Source organism: Brevundimonas sp. TWP3-1-2b1, assembly GCF_049896165.1.
Lineage (GTDB): Bacteria > Pseudomonadota > Alphaproteobacteria > Caulobacterales > Caulobacteraceae > Brevundimonas > Brevundimonas subvibrioides_B.
On sequence record NZ_JAFCTT010000001.1, the window covers coordinates 66,026 to 82,425 of the forward strand.

A 16,400-nucleotide genomic window follows, 5' to 3' on the forward strand; every position below is an offset into this window, starting at 1 on the left:
ATGAAACTCGGCACCCCTCTTTCCGACACCGCCGTCCGGGTGATGCTTCTGGGCGGCGGCGAACTGGGCAAGGAGGTCGCGATCGAGCTGCAGCGGCTGGGCTGCGAGGTGATCGTCGTCGATCGCTACGCCAACGCGCCCGCCATGCAGGTGGCGCATCGCAGTCACGTGATCCCGATGACGGACCCGCAGGTGCTGAACGGCGTCATCATGGCCGAGGCGCCGCACATCATCGTGCCGGAGATCGAGGCCATCGCCACGGAGGTCCTGGCCGACATCGAGGCGGCGGGCATGGCGCGGGTCATCCCGACGGCGCGGGCGACGCAGTTGACCATGAACCGCGAAGGCATCCGCCGGCTGGCGGCCGAGGAGCTGGGCCTGCCGACCAGCCCCTATGCCTTCGCCGGGTCGGCGGCGGAACTGGCGGCGGCCGCGCACGAGATCGGCCTGCCGGTCTTCGTCAAGCCGGTGATGTCGTCGTCGGGCAAGGGCCAGTCCTTCATCGACGCCTATGAGGACGCCGCCAACGCCTGGGCCTATGCCCAGTCGTCAGGCCGGGTCGAGACGGCGCGGGTCATCGTCGAGGGGCGGATCGACTTCGATTTCGAGATCACCCTGCTGACCGTTCGCTCGATGCGCGACGGCGCCGTGGTCACCGACTTCTGCGCCCCCATCGGCCATCGTCAGGTCAAGGGCGACTATGTCGAGAGCTGGCAGCCCCAGGCCATGAGCGCAGCCTCTCTGGCGACTGCGCAGGACATCGCGGGCAAGGTGACGGAGGCTCTGGGCGGGCTCGGCGTCTTCGGCGTCGAGCTGTTCGTGAAGGGCGACGCGGTCTGGTTCTCGGAGGTTTCGCCGCGCCCGCACGACACCGGGCTGGTGACACTGGCCACACAGACACAGAGCGAGTTCGCCCTGCATGCGCGGGCGATTCTCGGCCTGCCTGTCGACGTCAGCCAGCGCGAGATCGGCGCCAGCGCGGTCATCTATGGCGGCATGGATGGGGTTGGGATCGCCTACGAGGGCGTGGCCGAGGCCCTGTCGGTCCCGACCGCCGACCTGCGCCTGTTCGGCAAGCCCGAGGCCTTCGAGCGGCGACGCATGGGCGTGGCCCTGGCGCGGGGCGAGACGACGGATCAGGCGCGCGAGCGCGCGACGCTGTCCGCAAGCAGGGTCAGGCCGGTGGCGGGGTAGCCGGCCGCTCCGCCGCTTCCGCCCGTAGTCGCTCGATCTGGGCCAGGGCGATCGTCAGACCCGGATCGCGACCGGCCCGGATTTCGCTCCAGTCGGTGTCCAGCACGATGTCCGGCGTGACCCCCGTCTTCTCCAGACGAACACCCGCAGGCGTGGTCATGTCGGTCATTCCGATCCGGATCCCGCCGCCGTCCGGCAGCTCGACCAGGCGCGACGCGATGACCGCGCCGCGTGTCGGCTCTCCGACGATCACGGCCCGGTCCAGTTCACGCGCCACCGCCGGATAGAGTTCGCCGCCGCTCGCCGAGGCGGAGCCGACGAGGATCACCACCGGCCCGAGATAGGGTCGTTCCGGCGGCTCGACATTGTAGATGCGGTTGATGAAACGGCCCTGAGTGACCGCAAAGTCGATCCGTCGATCAAACAGGTAGGACAGCATCAGGCCGGTCAGGTTCAGGCTGCCGCCGCCATTGGAGCGCAGGTCGACGATCAGCCCGGCGGGCGGCGCTTGCGCCAGCGCGTCGAACTCGCCCTTGTACCAGTCGAAGGTCTCGCGGTCGAAATCGTCAAAGCGGATATAGGCGATGTCGCCCTCGAGTCGCCGGGCTTCCATGCGCGGCAGGGGGGCCATCAGGACACCGGTCAGTTCGATCTGGTGACGCTCGCCGACCTCGTCGAGGAAGACGAACCGGTCGGCCCGGTCCTCGCGCGCGACCGAACCCAGGTGCGGACTGGCCCCGTTGATGCTCTCGATCTTCCAGCCCGGCATCACCCCGGCCTCCGCCGCCGGACTGTCGGGACGTACGCGGAGCACCCAGCGTTCATCGCCGCGCGGCAGGATGACAACGCCGTAGGCCGGCCGTTGGGCGCCCGCGTCATTCGCGGCCAGACGCTCGCGGCGGGTGGGGCTGAGGGCCTGGGTGTGATCGTCGCCGAGAACCTCGACCAGTTGCTCCAGCCGGGCGTAAAAATCGAGCTCCGTCGTCTGCGCCACGGCCTCGGCGCGACGGGACGCAGCCTCGGCGGCGAAGTCCGTTCCTTGGAAGTCGCGGCTGTAGAACAGCCGTTCGACATAGCGGACCGCCTGGTCGTAGACGCGCGCGTTCAGGGCCGCGGGTTCGGCCGAACCGTCGGCGACCTGAACCGCCGGAGGCAGGACCCCCGGACGCTCGTAAGGAATGGTCTGGCAGGCGGACAGCGCCAGGGCGGCGGCGACAAGGCTCGAACGCAACCAGCGCAGGGCCGTCGTCGCAATCATGGCCTCAGAGGCCTTCGGAGCTGATGGCCGGGACGACCTTCACCCTTGCCGTGTCCTGACGGGCCAGGGCCGCGATGGCCGCATCGAGCGCCGGGTCGAGACCCGCGCGGCGTTCCTCGGCCGTGCGGACCACGACGATGTCAGGCTCAACGCCGCGCTTCTCCAGCCGCACGCCGCCGGCGGTGATGTAGTCGGCGCGGCTGAGGGTCAGACGGCCGCCGTCCGGCAATGGACTGTCCTGCGAGATCAGCACCGCCCCGGCGGTGTGTTCGCCGACGACGAGGGCGCGGCCGGATTCCTGCAAGGCGGCCGGGGTCAGTTCGGCGGCGCTGCGGCTCGATCCGTCGACCAGAAGGACGACGTCGTTGGCCACGGGGCCGGTCAGGGTCCCGCAGCCCGGCATGATCGACAGGGTCACCGGCCGGCCGCTGCGCGAGACCCGCGTCGCCCATTCCTGGCGCGCCGGGAGGAAGCAGGACAGGGCCGCGTCCGCCTCGAGCAACAGACCGCCGGGGTTGCCACGCAGGTCGATGACGACGTCGGTTTCTGGCGAGACCTCGGCAAGGCGTTGCCCCAGCCAGCGGCCGAGGCCGGACTCGAACCCTTCGATCCGCAGCACGACCACGCCGGGTCGCGACGCATCCACGCTGAAGGCCGGGATCGGATCCATGACGCGCGGGGTGACCGAGACACGCTGCAAGGCGCCGGCTTCGTCGGTCAGGTCGAGCTGCAGCGCACGGCCTTCCTCGACGTCGAAATCGACGCCCCAGGACTGGCCGTCGATGGTCTGGAGCACCCAGCCCGGCTGGAGGCCCGCTTCCGCCGCCGGAGAGCCGACGCGGACATTTTCGATACGCCACTGGTCGCCGTCCTGACGGGCCAGGGAGACCCCCATCACCGCGCGCCGGGTCCGCTGCTGGTCCTGACGGCGGGCGACGGCGGCGGAAATAGCGCCGGCGTGATCGTCGTCCAGCAGGTCCAGCATGCCGCTGAGCGCCCGGTACAGGTCGCGGTCGTCGTCGGCGGCGATGGCCTGAGGTCGCCAGGTCTCGCGGACGGCGTTCCAGTCCAGGCCGTGCAGGTCCGGGTCGTAATACTGGCGACGAACGAGGTTCCAGACCGTGTCGAACACCCGCCCGTTCATGCGGGCGCGGTCGCGGGTCGGGATCGCGGGCGCCTCGATCGTCTCGACCGCCTGGGCGGAGACGGCCGAAGGCGCGAACGCCGCCCCCGTGAGGAGGACGGCGCCGGCGATCAGGGCAAGGAAGGCGCGGCGGGCGGGGAGAACCATCCCCGCCAGCCTAGACCGGCGAACCGCCGCGCCTCAAGTCACGAAACCGATGGCGCAAGAGCGGATCAGTCGGCGTGCGGCGGTGCGGGATGTCCTTCGCCTTCGTCGAGGAAGCCATTGTTGTCGGCGTCCATGTGGCCGAACGCTTCGCGCATCGGGGCCAGGAACTCTTCCTGCGAGACCTTGCCGTCGCCGTCCTTGTCCATCTCGCCGGGGCCGTCCGGGCCGCCGAAACGATGGACGAAGACCTGATGCGAACTCGAACCGCCGGGGCCGGCGTGGGGCGGACCGCCCTCGGGACCCCCCTCCGGGCCGCCGTGACGGAAGGAGAAGACGCGGACATCGCCGCCCGGACCGCCGTGGCCTTCGGGGCCGCCGAACATCATCACGCCGGGAGCGCCGTGACCGCCCGGGCCGCCTTCACGGGTGATGATGTGAACGCCCGGACCACCGGGGCCGCCGGGACCGCCGGGACCGCCCATCATCATCATGCGATGGCCGGGGCCGCCTTCGCCATGACCGGCGGCCAGTTCTTCGGTCGACAGGCGTCCGTCGTCGTTCGCGTCGAGGCGATCGAAGGCGTCGCCCATCGGAGCCGAGAACTCCTCGCGCGTGACCACGCCGTCGCCATCCGCGTCGAGCCGGCCGGGACCTTCGCCGCCCGCATTGACGATGCGGATCTCGGAGCGGGTCTCGACCCGGGGCGCGGCCTGATCCTGGGGTGCGGCGCCGTTCAGGGCGGCCAGCAGGGCGATGGCGATGACGGACATGAAGTCTTTTCCTTCAAGTTTCTGATGCGCACTTGGACCATGGCCGGCTTGCCGGGGTATTTCAGGCTCCGGATCAATTGTTTCAGCCGTGAAATGGTACGGTCTCTCTGTCAGGGCATGTAGGCGGCCATGAGCGATCCCTCCCCTCGCATCCTCGTCGTCGACGACGATCCCGGCATTCGGGAAGTCCTGTGCGACTACCTCGGCCAGCACGGCTATCAGGCGCGTGGCGCGGCCTCGGCGGCCGAGATGGACCGGGCTCTGGCCGAAGGTCCGACCGACCTGATCGTGCTCGACCTGATGATGCCGGGCGAGGACGGGCTGTCAGTGGTGCGTCGGCTGTCGGGCACGCCGCCCGTGGTCATGCTGTCGGCCATGGGCGAGGACACCGACCGGATCGTGGGGCTGGAGCTCGGCGCCGACGACTATCTGGCCAAGCCGTGCAATCCGCGCGAGCTGCTGGCCCGCATCCGCGCCGTTCTGCGCCGCCCGCGCGAGGACGAGGCTCCGGCGGGGGCGGCCCTGATGTTCGACGGCTGGAGGCTGGACCTCGTGCGGCGCGAACTGTCGCAGCCCGGCGGAGAGATCGTGACCCTGTCGGCCGGAGAGTTCGGCCTGCTGCGCGCCTTCGCCGAGCGGCCCGGCCGGGTCCTGACCCGCGACCAGTTGCTGGAGGCCGCACGGGGCGCCGACGCCGACGTCTTCGACCGCGCGATGGACGTCCAGATCAGCCGCCTGAGGAAGAAACTCGACGACGGCTCGGGTCGCGAACTGATCGCCACGATCCGGGGCGAGGGGTATCGCTTCGACGCGCGTGTCCGACGGGCGGACCGGGCCGGGGCGCGGGCATGAAACCCCGGTCTTCGCCCTTCGGCTCCATGTCGGTCCTGATGCAGGTCGCCCTGCTCTCCGTCTTCGCGGTCGTCGCCTCCCAGGCCGTGGTCTTCGCGGTCGTCCTGACCGCGCCGCCGCCGCAGCCCGCCGGGTTCGGCATTCCGGCCGCCGCAGACGCCCTGGCCGGACGGCCTGCCGAGACCTCCGACGGCCGCGCGCTCGTCCGCCGGGTCTCGGACCAGCCGCCCCAACACGACCTCGGGGGCGGACCGGTTGAACACGCGATCAGCATGGGTCTGGCCCAGCGGCTGGGCCGGGGGCCGGGCGAGGTGCGGGTGTGGCTGTCGCCGGAACGCACGCACTGGCGCCCCGCCCTGCCGCGCGGACCTCGCGCCCCGGATCAGGGGCCGCTGGTCGCCGGCGCCCGCATCACCGAAAGCACGTCCAGCATCGTCTTCAGTCGGCGAACCGAGCCAGGCGAGGATCACCGGGCGGACCACGACGCCATCATGGCCGAGGTCGGCGAGGTGCTGGCGCGGCGCGGCATACCCTCGCCCCCGGGCTCGAACGACGTGCGCGTGGTTACGGCTGGCGAGGGACCGACGCGGTTCACGGTCACCGCCGACCGGCTGACCTTCGCGCCCTTCTCGGCCTCGGTGCGGATGGAGGACGGGCGCTGGGCCACGGTCGAGCCGCCGCGTGGCCTGATCGACCCGTGGCAGATGCGGCTGCTGATCGCCCTGGTCATCACCGCCCTGTTGCTGGCGCCGCTGGTCTGGCTCATGGCGCGTCGGTTGACCCGCCCGATCCGCCAGTTCGCCGAGGCGGCCGAGCGGCTCGGCGCCGATCCGGACGCCCCCCCTCTGGTCCCGTCCGGCCCGTCAGAGGTGCGCACGGCCATCGGCGCCTTCAACGACATGCAGGCCTCGATCCGGGGCCATATGCGCCAGCGCACCCAGACCATCGCCGCCATCGCCCACGATCTGCGCACCCCCCTGACGCGGCTCCGGTTCCGCGCGGAACAGGCGCCCGAGGCCCTGCGCGACAAGATGGCCGCCGACGTCGAGGAGATGGACGGGCTGATCGGCCAGGCCATGGCCTTCGTGCGCGGCGAGGTCCAGGCGGAGCGTCGCGAACGGCTGGACCTCGCGCATCTCGCCGCCGACTGCGCGGCAGGCTTCGCCGAGACCGGGGCGGCGGTGACCTTCTCCGGCGATCAGAGCCTGCCGGTCGAGGGCGACCCGGCGGCCTTGCGGCGGGCGGTCGCCAACCTGATCGACAATGCGCTGAAGTTCGGCGACGCGGCTCGCGTCAAGGCGGTCCGGTCGGGAGACAGCGTCCTCCTGACCGTCGCCGACGACGGCCCCGGCCTGCCCGAGGCCGAGCTGGACACGGTGTTCGAGCCGTTCCAGCGCGGCGAACGCTCCCGCAACCGTCAGACCGGCGGGGCGGGGCTGGGCCTCGCCGTGGCGCGTCAGGCGGCGCGGGCGGCGGGCGGCGACGTGACGCTGACCAACCGCGCCGGAGGCGGGCTGGAGGCCCGGCTGTCCCTGCCGCTCGCAAGCTGAACCGTTACATCCGATCATCCCTTGTGACGCTCCCGGGGTTGATCCTCAGCTCCGCCGGTCCCATTGAAGCGCCAACCATAAAACGTCGCTTCAGGAGCTCGCCCCCATGACCGTTCGCGTCGCCATCAACGGCTTCGGCCGCATCGGCCGCCTCGTCCTCCGTTCGATCGTCGAACATGGCCGCCGCGACATCGAGGTGGTGGCGATCAACGATCTGGGGCCGGTGTCCACCAACGCCCACCTGCTGAAATACGATTCGGTCCACGGCCGCTTCCCGGGCACGATCGAGCACGGCGACGACTGGATCGATGTGGGTCTGGGCAAGATCAAGGTCACGGCCGAGCGCGACCCGGCCAACCTGCCGCACAAGGCGCTGAACGTCGACATCGCCTTCGAGTGCACCGGCATCTTCACGGCCCGGGACAAGGCCGAAGCCCACCTGAAGGCCGGCGCGAAGCGTGTCCTGATCTCGGCGCCCGGCGACAACGCCGACAAGACCATCGTCTACAAGGTCAACCACGAGACCCTGACCGCCGACGACATCATCGTCTCGAACGGTTCGTGCACGACCAACGCCCTGGCCCCGGTCGCCAAGGTGCTGAACGACCTGTTCGGCATCGAGCGCGGCTATATGACGACGATCCACTCCTACACCGGCGACCAGCCGACGCTGGATACGATGCACAAGGATCTGTACCGGGGCCGCGCCGCCGCCCTGTCGATGATCCCGACCTCGACCGGCGCCGCCAAGGCCCTGGGCCTGGTCCTGCCGGAATTGAAGGGCAAGCTGGACGGCTCCTCGATCCGCGTCCCGACCCCGAACGTCTCGGTCGTCGACCTGAAGGTCGTCGCCGGTCGCGAGGTCACCGTCGAGGAGATCAACGCCGCGCTGCAGGCCGCCGCCGACGGTCCGATGAAGGGCGTGCTGGCAACGACGACCGAGCCTTTGGTCTCCACCGACCTCAACCACATCGCCGCCTCGTCCACCGCCGCCCTGCCCCAGACCCAGGTCGTCGACGGCAAGCTGGCCCGCGTCCTGACCTGGTACGATAACGAGTGGGGCTTCGCGACGCGGATGGCCGACACGGCGCTGGTGATGTCGAAGTTCCTTTGACACACGCTTCCCTCTCCCGTTGGGAGAGGGCTTGAGCGCCCGGGAGCCGTCAGGCGATCGGACTTGCGCGAAAGGGTGAGGGTCGTGCCCTCACCGGCGAAGCCAGCCCCTCACCCTTTCGGTTAGCGGATCGCTATCGCTCTCCGAACCTCAAGCCCTCTCCCGCCAGGAGAGGGAACGGAGACCATGATGACCTTCCGCACCCTCGACGACGCTGGTTCCCTGGTCGGCAAGACCGCCCTCGTCCGCGTGGACTTCAATGTCCCGATGGAGGCCGGCAAGGTCACCGATGACACCCGCCTGCGGGTCGCCCTGCCGACGATCAACAAGCTGCGCGACGCGGGAGCCAAGGTGGCCCTGCTGGCCCATTTCGACCGGCCGAAGGGCAAGGTCGTGCCGTCGATGAGCCTGCAGCCCGTGGTCGATGATCTGGAGCATCTGCTGGGCGCCCCCGTGCGCTTTGCCAGCGACTGTGTCGGCGACGAGGCCAAGGCCGCCATCGCCGACATCGACGCCGGCGGGGTGATCCTGCTGGAAAACGTCCGCTTCCACGCCGGCGAGGAGGCCAACGACCCCGCCTTCGCCGCGCGGCTGGCCGAACTCGCAGACCTCTACGTCAACGACGCCTTCTCCGCCGCGCATCGGGCCCACGCCTCGACCGAGGGTGTCGCCCACCTGCTGCCCGCCTACGCGGGCGAATCGATGCGACGCGAGCTGGACGCTCTCGACGCCGCCCTCGGCAATCCGAAGAAACCCGTCATCGGCATCGTCGGCGGGGCCAAGGTCTCGACCAAGCTGGACCTGCTGAAGAATCTGGTCGGCAAGCTGGACCGGCTCGCCATCGGCGGCGGCATGGCCAACACCTTCCTGTTCGCGCAAGGGATCGACATCGGCGGCTCCCTGGCCGAACGCGACATGGCCGAGACCGCGCTCGAGATCATCGCCGAGGCGAAGGCGCGGGGTTGCGAACTGCTGCTGCCCGTGGACTTCGTCGTGGCGACCGAGGTCAAGCCCGGCGTCGCCAGCCGCGCCGTCCCCGCCGGGGAAACCCTGTCCGCCGACGACAAGATCCTCGACGCCGGTCCGGCCACGGTCGCGCGCCTGACCACCGCCATCGACACCTCGAAGACCCTGATCTGGAACGGACCGCTGGGCGTGTTCGAAATCCCGCCCTTCGACACCGCCACGGTCGCGGTGGCCCGCCACGTCGCGGCCCGCGCCCGGGGCGGACATCTCGTCGCAGTCGGCGGTGGCGGCGATACGGTCGCGGCCCTGCACCACGCCGGTGTCGCCGACGACATGACCTTCGTCTCCACAGCAGGCGGCGCCTTCCTGGAGTGGATGGAGGGCAAGCCCCTGCCGGGGGTCGAGGCGCTCAACGGGTGAGCGCGCCGTTCGACCCGCGTCCGATCAGCAAGGCGGCGAAGAACGAGCGGCGCAAACTGTTGGCGACCAGCTTCAACACCGTGGGTCTGACGGTATTTGGCCTCGGCGTCGTCACGCCTCTCGTGACGGCTGTGTTTCCCGGGTCGCCGCTGACAATCTGGGTCTGCGGTGCTATATCTCTTCTGTGCCACCTGATCGCTCGCAGGATGCTGCGGAGCCTGGAGGACTGACGATGACGACTGAATGGATTCTGAACTCTCTCGCCGCTGTCGCGGCCGTAATGGGCATTCTGTATGTCACCCATATGCGCGATGAGCGGAAATGGGCGCGTGATGCGGAGCGTGAACGTCTGGCTCAAGCCGAATGGGAACGCACCCACCCCGCCGAATAGCGACATCTCCGCCTGTTACACGGCGTGACTTGAGGCCGCCCGGCCGCTAAACCGGGAAAAAACAAGACCTCAGGAGTTCATCGCCATGGCGCGCATCACGCTGCGACAGCTTCTCGACCATGCGGCCGAGAACGACTACGGCCTGCCGGCCTACAATATCAACAATATGGAACAGGGCCTGGCGATCATGGAGGCGGCCGAGGCCGTCAATGCCCCGGTCATCATCCAGGCCTCGCGGGGCGCCCGCTCCTATGCCAACGACATCGTGCTGGCCAAGCTGATCGACGCCCTTGCAGAGCTTTATCCGCACATCCCGGTCTGCATGCACCAGGACCACGGCAACGGCCCCGCGACCTGCGCCACCGCCATCCAGTACGGCTTCACCTCGGTGATGATGGACGGCTCGCTGATGGAGGACGGCAAGACGCCCGCCGACTACGACTACAATGTGGATGTCACCCGTCGCGTCACCGAGATGGCCCACAGCTGCGGCGTCTCGGTCGAGGGCGAACTGGGCGTACTCGGCTCGCTGGAGACCGGCATGGGCGAGGCCGAGGACGGTCACGGCTTCGAGGGCAAGCTGGATCACTCGGCCCTGCTGACCGATCCGGATCAGGCCGTCGACTTCGTCAGCCGCACCAAGGTCGACGCCCTGGCCATCGCCATGGGCACCTCCCACGGCGCCTACAAATTCTCGCGCAAGCCCGACGGCGAGGTCCTGGCCATGCATGTGATCGAGGAGATCCACCGCCGCCTGCCCGACACCCACCTGGTCATGCACGGCTCATCGTCCGTGCCGCAGGACCTGCAGGACATCATCAACCAGTACGGCGGCCAGATGCCCCAGACCTGGGGCGTGCCGGTCGAGGAAATCCAGCGCGGCATCAAACACGGCGTGCGCAAGATCAACATCGACACCGACAACCGCATGGCCATGACCGGCGCGGTGCGGAAGATCCTGATGGAAAAGCCGGGGGAGTTCGATCCGCGCGCCTGGCTGAAGCCCGCCAAGGAGGCGATGCGCAAGCTCTGCATCGAACGCTACCAGCAGTTCGGCTGCGAGGGGCAGGCGTCGTCCATCCGACCGATGTCCACCGCCCAGATGGCAACGCGATACGCCAAGGGCGACCTTGACCCGGTCTATGGCCGCGAGCTGAAGGCGGCCTCGTAAAGCGCGACCGGGCTGCCAGCCTGCATCGGATCGTGCCCGACCTCGGGGTGATTTCGAAAGCGGCGGCAACGCCCCGAAGCGGCCGCGCACCCTGAGTCGGCGATGCGGTTGCCCGCCCGTCCATCCTATTGATCTGGATCAAGGACGCTCCCTACCTGGATGAAAGACATTGATGATCCGGATGGACCGATCAGGCCCGCCCGGATTGCGGCAGACCTCATCTCGCGTGCGGCGACCAGACCGGCACGCCAACAGGGGAGACCAGAGTGGCGAGCAACATCAATCGCAGGTCCTTCATGGCAAGGATCGTCGGCGGAGCGGCAATTTCGGGAAGCGCACTGTCTCTCGTAACGGGTCAGGCCGGGGCGCAAACCTATACCGGTCGATCGGATTCCGATCCCACGGATCGCGCCAACTACGGTCGCAACCAGACGGGTTACTCCGACCACGACAGCACAGATCTCGCCAATCAGGGACGCCCCCCGACCGGCTACTCGGATAGCGACAGCGGGCCACAGGCCGATCCAGCGAATCAGGGTCGGGGTCGGGACCGACCGCCCCCGAGCGGCGTCTCCGACCGTGACAGCAACGATGCGGCCGGAGAGGGACGGAACCAGACCGGTCGCTCCGATAGCGACAGTACGGATCTCGCCAACCAGGGACGAGGGACGGGCTGCTCCGACAGCGACAGCGGGGAAGGTCGGGATCGCGTCGGCTATGGCCGCTGTCCCGATGGACAGAAACTCTAGCGGCCTCATCGGGGCCGGGAATCGAGCTCATGCACAACAGGCTGAAAGACCCGCTCGGGTGGCTCCTGGGTGACGCGGCGGGGCGGTTCCTCGACACCTGTTTCGAAATGGAGCCGGTGGTCATTCATCACGGGGATGCCGAACGCTTCCGGCCGTTGCTGTCGATCGCTGCCGTTGACCGGAAGATCGCCGAGCTGGATTTGCGCGAAGGCATGTTGTCGATGGCCAACGCGAAGGAGCCGATCCAGAATTCGGACTTCGTCGCCGCCAATGGCGTGGTCGATCGCGTCGCGGTGGCCCGTCAGTACCGCCGCGGCGGGACAGTCATTCTCAATCAACTCCACCAGTCCGATATCACCCTGGCGGCGTTCTGCCGGGCGGTGGAAAGGATCTTCTCCTGCCATGTCCAGACGAACATCTATCTGACGCCGCCTGGATCGCAGGGATTCCACACCCACTACGACAGCCATGATGTCTTCATCCTCCAGATCGAGGGGGAAAAGGCCTGGCGGCTCTATGACAGACCGGTCGACGCCCCCTATCGGGGAGAGTCCTTCGAACTCGGCAAACATCCGGTCGGCGAGCCCCGCCAAAGCTTCACGCTGAAGGCGGGGGATTGCGCCTATGTGCCTCGTGGCCTGATGCATGACGCCTCGACCTCTGGCCAATCCGCCTCGCTCCACATAACCTGTGGCCTTCTGGTGAAGACGTGGGCTGACCTCATGCTGGAAGCGGTGTCTCAGGTCTGCGTCGAGGACCCCAGCTTCCGACGGAGCCTCCCGCCCGGCTTCGCCAATCCTGGTTTCGACCGCGGCCAAGCCAAAGAACATTTCTCGGAGCTGGTCACCAGGATTGCCGGCCTCGTCGAAATGGGCCCGTCTCTGGATGTCATCACTGATCTTTTCATTCGATCGCGCGAGCCCGATGTCCGCGGCGCGATCGAGGGAGCCTCAAAGCCGCTGGCCGCGCGCTATCGTGCCCGCCGGGCGCTCTGGAAACTCGAGGATGCAAATCCAGGACTGCGCCTTGTCGTTCCGGGCGGAGACATGACCTTCGCTCGAGCGCCCCGGGCTGTCCTCGAGCGGGCGCTCGATGGCGAGCCGTTCGCGCCCCACGACCTGGGATGGGAGGAGGCAGAGGATGTGATCCGGCGCCTCGCCACGACCGGATTGATCGAAGCTATCGACTGAACGCCCCCAAAGGCAGTAGTGCGTGCGCGGTGTGAGCACGTGGCTCGTTCGCCCCGTCAGACATGCGGCCGGCGCATCGCTGGCGGCCTGAAGATCGGCACGGCGCTTGAGGGGAAGTGGGCCCATTCTTATTCTCGAAGCTCGCATCGAGGCGACCGGCGAGCGGCTCGACAAGGCTCTTGCCCTCGCCTTTCCAGAACTCTCCCGGGCGCGTCTTCAGGCCCTGCTGCTGCAGGGGGCCGTTTCCGTCGATGGTCAGGTCATCACCAGCGGGTCGGGCCGGGCCGGGCCGGGGCTCTATCGCGTCGACCTCCCTGCGGTGGTCTCGGCCAATCCGGAGCCGCAGGCGATCACGCTGACCGTCCTCTATGAGGACGCCGACCTGATCGTCATCGACAAGCCTGCCGGCATGGCCGCCCACCCGGCTCCCGGCACACCGGACGGCACCCTGGTCAACGCCCTGCTGCATCACTGCGGCGACAGCCTGTCCGGCATCGGCGGCGTCGCTCGCCCCGGCATCGTTCACCGGCTGGACAAGGACACCTCCGGCGTGATGGTCGCCGCCAAGTCCGACCGCGCCCATGCCGGCCTGTCGAAACTGTTCGCCGCCCACGACATCGAACGGACCTACATCGCCCTGACGCGCGGCGCGCCTTTACCCGAGCGCGGCCGGATCGAGACCCAGATCGGCCGCTCCTCCTCGGACCGGAAGAAGATGGCGGTGCTGAAGATCGGCGGACGCAACGCCGTCACCGACTATGTGGTTCAGGCCCGCTACGGGGTGCCCGCCAAGGCCGGGGCCGCACCGCTGGCGGCCCGCGTCGCCTGCACCCTGCACACCGGGCGGACCCACCAGATCCGGGTGCACATGGCATCGAAGGGGTCGCCGATCCTGGGCGATGCTGTCTATGGGTCCGGCAGTCCGGCTGCCATTGTCCGCTCGGCTATCGCCGAAACTGGCCTTGCTCGGCAGGCGCTCCACGCCTCCGTTCTCGGCTTCGTTCATCCGGTGACCGGCGAGGCGCTGCGTTTCGAAACCGCGTTGCCGCCTGATATGCTTGCCTTGGAGATCTTGCTCGCAGCCCTCTAGAGGCCCGACATGACCGACGCCGAAATCCGCGACAACCTCGACCTGCACTGCTACGAACTTCCGGTCGGCGATGAGGTCGCCGTTGTCACCTACAACCTGTCCGAATCCAATCTGATGATCACCTAGACCCTGGTGCCCCAAGCGCTCGAAGGCCAGGGCATCGCGAGCCGCCTGGCGAAACACGTTATCGCCGACGCCAAAGAGCGGGGCCTGTTGATCCTGCCTGTCTGCCCGTTCTTCTCTACCTATCTGCAGAAACACCCGGATCACGCCGACGTCGTCCATCCCGGGTATCGGGAGATCCTTGGGCTCTAAAGCGGCCGCACAAGGTAAGTCTTGATAAAGGACGCACTATCAGTTATACCCCTCGCCTTGGGCGCAAGTGGCGCCAGGGTCACGGTAACGCTGAGGTGTGACGATCCGCCTCTGACAAAGACGGCAACCCATAGCTACTTGTCCGGTTGAGGGGTGAGGGGACGGCGCATATTCGGTGGCCGTCTGCGCTGAGCCTGCTCTTATCTAGGTTCGGAGGGACCACTATGGCTGCACTGAAATCACTCGCGGTAATGTCGCCTGAACAGGGACTGTCGCGATATCTGACGGAAATCCGCAAGTTTCCGATGCTCACCAAGGACGAGGAGTTCATGCTCGCCAAGCGGTGGACCGAGCATCAGGACTCCGAGAGCGCGCACCGCCTCGTGACCTCCCACCTTCGCCTCGTGGCCAAGATCGCCATGGGTTATCGCGGCTACGGCCTGCCGATCGGCGAGGTGATTTCCGAGGGCAACGTCGGCCTGATGCAAGCCGTCAAGAAATTCGATCCGGACAAGGGTTTCCGGCTGGCGACCTACGCCATGTGGTGGATCCGCGCCTCGATCCAGGAATACATCCTGCGCAGCTGGTCGCTCGTGAAGATGGGCACCACGGCGGCTCAGAAGAAGCTGTTCTTCAACCTGCGCAAGGCCAAGAGCCAGATCTCGGCCTTCGAGGAAGGCGACCTGCATCCGGAACACCTCTCCGCCATCGCCACCAAGCTGGGCGTGTCTGAGGAAGAGGTAACCAACATGAACCGCCGTCTCGGCGGCGACGCCTCGCTGAACGCGCCGCTGCGCGTTGACGGAGAGAGCGAGTGGCAGGACTGGCTGTCGGACGACAATGCCGTGTCTCAGGAAACGGCTCTGGCCGAGTCTGAGGAGAAGTCGCTGCGCATGGGCCTGCTTCAGGAAGCCATGGGCGAGCTGACCGATCGCGAGAAGCACATCCTGACCGAACGTCGCCTGAAGGACGATCCGGTCACCCTGGAAGAGCTGGCCGGCCAATACGGCGTGTCGCGCGAACGCGTGCGCCAGATCGAGGTCCGCGCCTTCGAGAAGCTGCAGAAGGCCATGCGCGCGGCAGCCGAGGAACGGAACCTCGTCGACGCATAACGCGCTCAACGCGGGCACAAGAAAACAGGCGCACGAGAGCCTCGCGCGCCTGTTTTGCTATTCGATTGTGAGGGTTAGCCGACTCGGGTCAATTCCGTGCCCGGCGCGGCCAGGGCGAGGATCGCGCCGATCGGTCCGGCCAGAACGGCCTTGGTCGGAGCGCCCGCGGCGAGACAGCCCTCCAGCCCGGCGGCGGCCACCGCCAGCCGCGTATCGGATGTCTTAATCGCCAACGCCTTGAGCGTCTCCGCCTGCTGTTTGACGGCGCGCACCGCCTGCATCGGATCGCTGTCGAACTGAGCCAGCGACGCCGCCAGAATACGCAGCGCCTGATCCTTGACCGCCAAGGCGGCTCCAGCGGCCGTCGCCGGCTTGTCGGCATTACGCTTCTGAGGCCCCGCATACTCCCCCGAATTGAACCGGCGCCGGTCCGGCCCGACGTAGCCGACCGCCTCGATCCAGTCGCGCGGCTTCAGCGCCACGTTCTCGACCCGCCGGAACAGATCAGCAGAGGTGAAGGGCTTTCTGAGGAATTCGTGGATGCCGGAATCGCGGGCGCCCTTGATCGAGGACGCCGTCGCATCAGCGGTCATCATGATGATCGGCGCCCGACGGCAGCCGAGATTGGAGCGGCGAATACTTTTCGCGAGACGTTCGCCATCCAGCTTCGCGCCCGAGCGCTCGGTGAAGATCAGGCCCGGCTCCATCTCGCGCGCATGGTCCAGCACGCGGTGCTCGTCGGACTCTGTCACGACCTCGCGCGCGCCCAGACTCTTCATGACGTCCAGCAGCAGCCGCGCCGACGCCAGGTTCGGGTCGGCGATCAACACGCGTCGAACGACCGGCTCGATGCGGTTCAGGGTCTTGGCGTCGGCTGCGAACACTAGGCAACTCCGGGGAGGTCAGCATTGTGGCTAACTGCCGCCGGTTAAGACCACGTTGAATGAGAACGGATTTATTCACCCCC

At 67.9% G+C, this 16,400-nt stretch carries 16 protein-coding genes; 12 read left to right on the top strand and 4 right to left on the bottom strand.

All coding sequences use genetic code 11. The features are described 5' to 3' along the window. On the top strand, nt 1-1,194 hold the full coding sequence (purT, locus tag ACP7AB_RS00360) for a formate-dependent phosphoribosylglycinamide formyltransferase (protein ID WP_425987777.1): 1,194 nt from the start codon (nt 1-3) through the stop codon (nt 1,192-1,194). Here the strand turns inward: purT and ACP7AB_RS00365 are convergent. The 3 genes from ACP7AB_RS00365 to ACP7AB_RS00375 form a co-directional block, all read right to left on the bottom strand. Continuing rightward, nucleotides 1,175-2,452: a S41 family peptidase gene (locus ACP7AB_RS00365; protein WP_426046051.1), complete on the bottom strand. Its 1,278-nt coding sequence runs from the start codon at nt 2,450-2,452 to the stop codon at nt 1,175-1,177. The genes purT and ACP7AB_RS00365 overlap by 20 nt on opposite strands. Before the next feature lie 4 nt (nt 2,453-2,456). Then, complete coding sequence (locus ACP7AB_RS00370; RefSeq protein WP_425987781.1) at nt 2,457-3,743, bottom strand: S41 family peptidase; 1,287 nt, start codon at nt 3,741-3,743, stop codon at nt 2,457-2,459. Nucleotides 3,744-3,808: 65 nt separating this feature from the next. Then, the gene (locus ACP7AB_RS00375) at nt 3,809-4,513 is read right to left on the bottom strand and encodes an EF-hand domain-containing protein (protein ID WP_425987783.1); all 705 of its coding nucleotides are present in this window, start codon (nt 4,511-4,513) and stop codon (nt 3,809-3,811) included. A gap of 129 nt (nt 4,514-4,642) precedes the next feature. Between ACP7AB_RS00375 and ACP7AB_RS00380 the strand changes: the two genes are divergently transcribed. The 11 genes from ACP7AB_RS00380 (at nt 4,643) to rpoH (ending at nt 15,433) form a co-directional block, all read left to right on the top strand. Next, nucleotides 4,643-5,365: a response regulator gene (locus tag ACP7AB_RS00380; protein WP_425987786.1), complete on the top strand. Its 723-nt coding sequence runs from the start codon at nt 4,643-4,645 to the stop codon at nt 5,363-5,365. Next, nucleotides 5,362-6,915, top strand: coding sequence for an ATP-binding protein (locus ACP7AB_RS00385; protein ID WP_425987788.1), 1,554 nt, complete (start codon nt 5,362-5,364; stop codon nt 6,913-6,915). The genes ACP7AB_RS00380 and ACP7AB_RS00385 overlap by 4 nt, the downstream gene beginning before the upstream one ends. A 106-nt stretch (nt 6,916-7,021) precedes the next feature. Then, the gene (gene gap / locus ACP7AB_RS00390) at nt 7,022-8,029 is read left to right on the top strand and encodes a type I glyceraldehyde-3-phosphate dehydrogenase (protein WP_425987790.1); all 1,008 of its coding nucleotides are present in this window, start codon (nt 7,022-7,024) and stop codon (nt 8,027-8,029) included. A 189-nt stretch (nt 8,030-8,218) separates the two neighbouring features. Continuing rightward, the gene (locus ACP7AB_RS00395) at nt 8,219-9,415 is read left to right on the top strand and encodes a phosphoglycerate kinase (protein ID WP_425987792.1); all 1,197 of its coding nucleotides are present in this window, start codon (nt 8,219-8,221) and stop codon (nt 9,413-9,415) included. Then, a complete protein-coding gene (locus tag ACP7AB_RS00400) occupies nt 9,412-9,645 on the top strand; it encodes a hypothetical protein (RefSeq protein WP_425987794.1) in 234 nt (77 codons plus the stop codon). The genes ACP7AB_RS00395 and ACP7AB_RS00400 overlap by 4 nt, the downstream gene beginning before the upstream one ends. 2 nt (nt 9,646-9,647) lie before the next feature. Continuing rightward, a complete protein-coding gene (locus ACP7AB_RS00405; RefSeq protein WP_425987796.1) occupies nt 9,648-9,806 on the top strand; it encodes a hypothetical protein in 159 nt (52 codons plus the stop codon). 85 nt (nt 9,807-9,891) lie between these two features. Next, nucleotides 9,892-10,977 (top strand): class II fructose-bisphosphate aldolase, encoded by a 1,086-nt coding sequence (gene fba, locus ACP7AB_RS00410; RefSeq protein WP_303695260.1) that lies wholly within the window; start codon nt 9,892-9,894, stop codon nt 10,975-10,977. A gap of 856 nt (nt 10,978-11,833) precedes the next feature. Then, entirely contained in the window at nt 11,834-12,916 is a 1,083-nt protein-coding gene (locus ACP7AB_RS00415; RefSeq protein ID WP_426046052.1) for a cupin domain-containing protein, read from the top strand. Nucleotides 12,917-13,022: 106 nt separating this feature from the next. Next, complete coding sequence (locus ACP7AB_RS00420; RefSeq protein WP_425987799.1) at nt 13,023-14,006, top strand: RluA family pseudouridine synthase; 984 nt, start codon at nt 13,023-13,025, stop codon at nt 14,004-14,006. A 132-nt stretch (nt 14,007-14,138) separates the two neighbouring features. Then, nucleotides 14,139-14,321, top strand: a complete 183-nt coding sequence (locus ACP7AB_RS00425; RefSeq protein ID WP_425987801.1) for a GNAT family N-acetyltransferase — start codon at nt 14,139-14,141, stop codon at nt 14,319-14,321. Between the two features lie 224 nt (nt 14,322-14,545). Next, a complete protein-coding gene (rpoH, locus tag ACP7AB_RS00430) occupies nt 14,546-15,433 on the top strand; it encodes an RNA polymerase sigma factor RpoH (RefSeq protein WP_425987803.1) in 888 nt (295 codons plus the stop codon). Between the two features lie 74 nt (nt 15,434-15,507). Here the strand turns inward: rpoH and ACP7AB_RS00435 are convergent, their stop codons facing one another. Next, complete coding sequence (locus ACP7AB_RS00435; RefSeq protein WP_425987805.1) at nt 15,508-16,317, bottom strand: response regulator; 810 nt, start codon at nt 16,315-16,317, stop codon at nt 15,508-15,510. Nucleotides 16,318-16,400 lie beyond the last annotated feature (83 nt).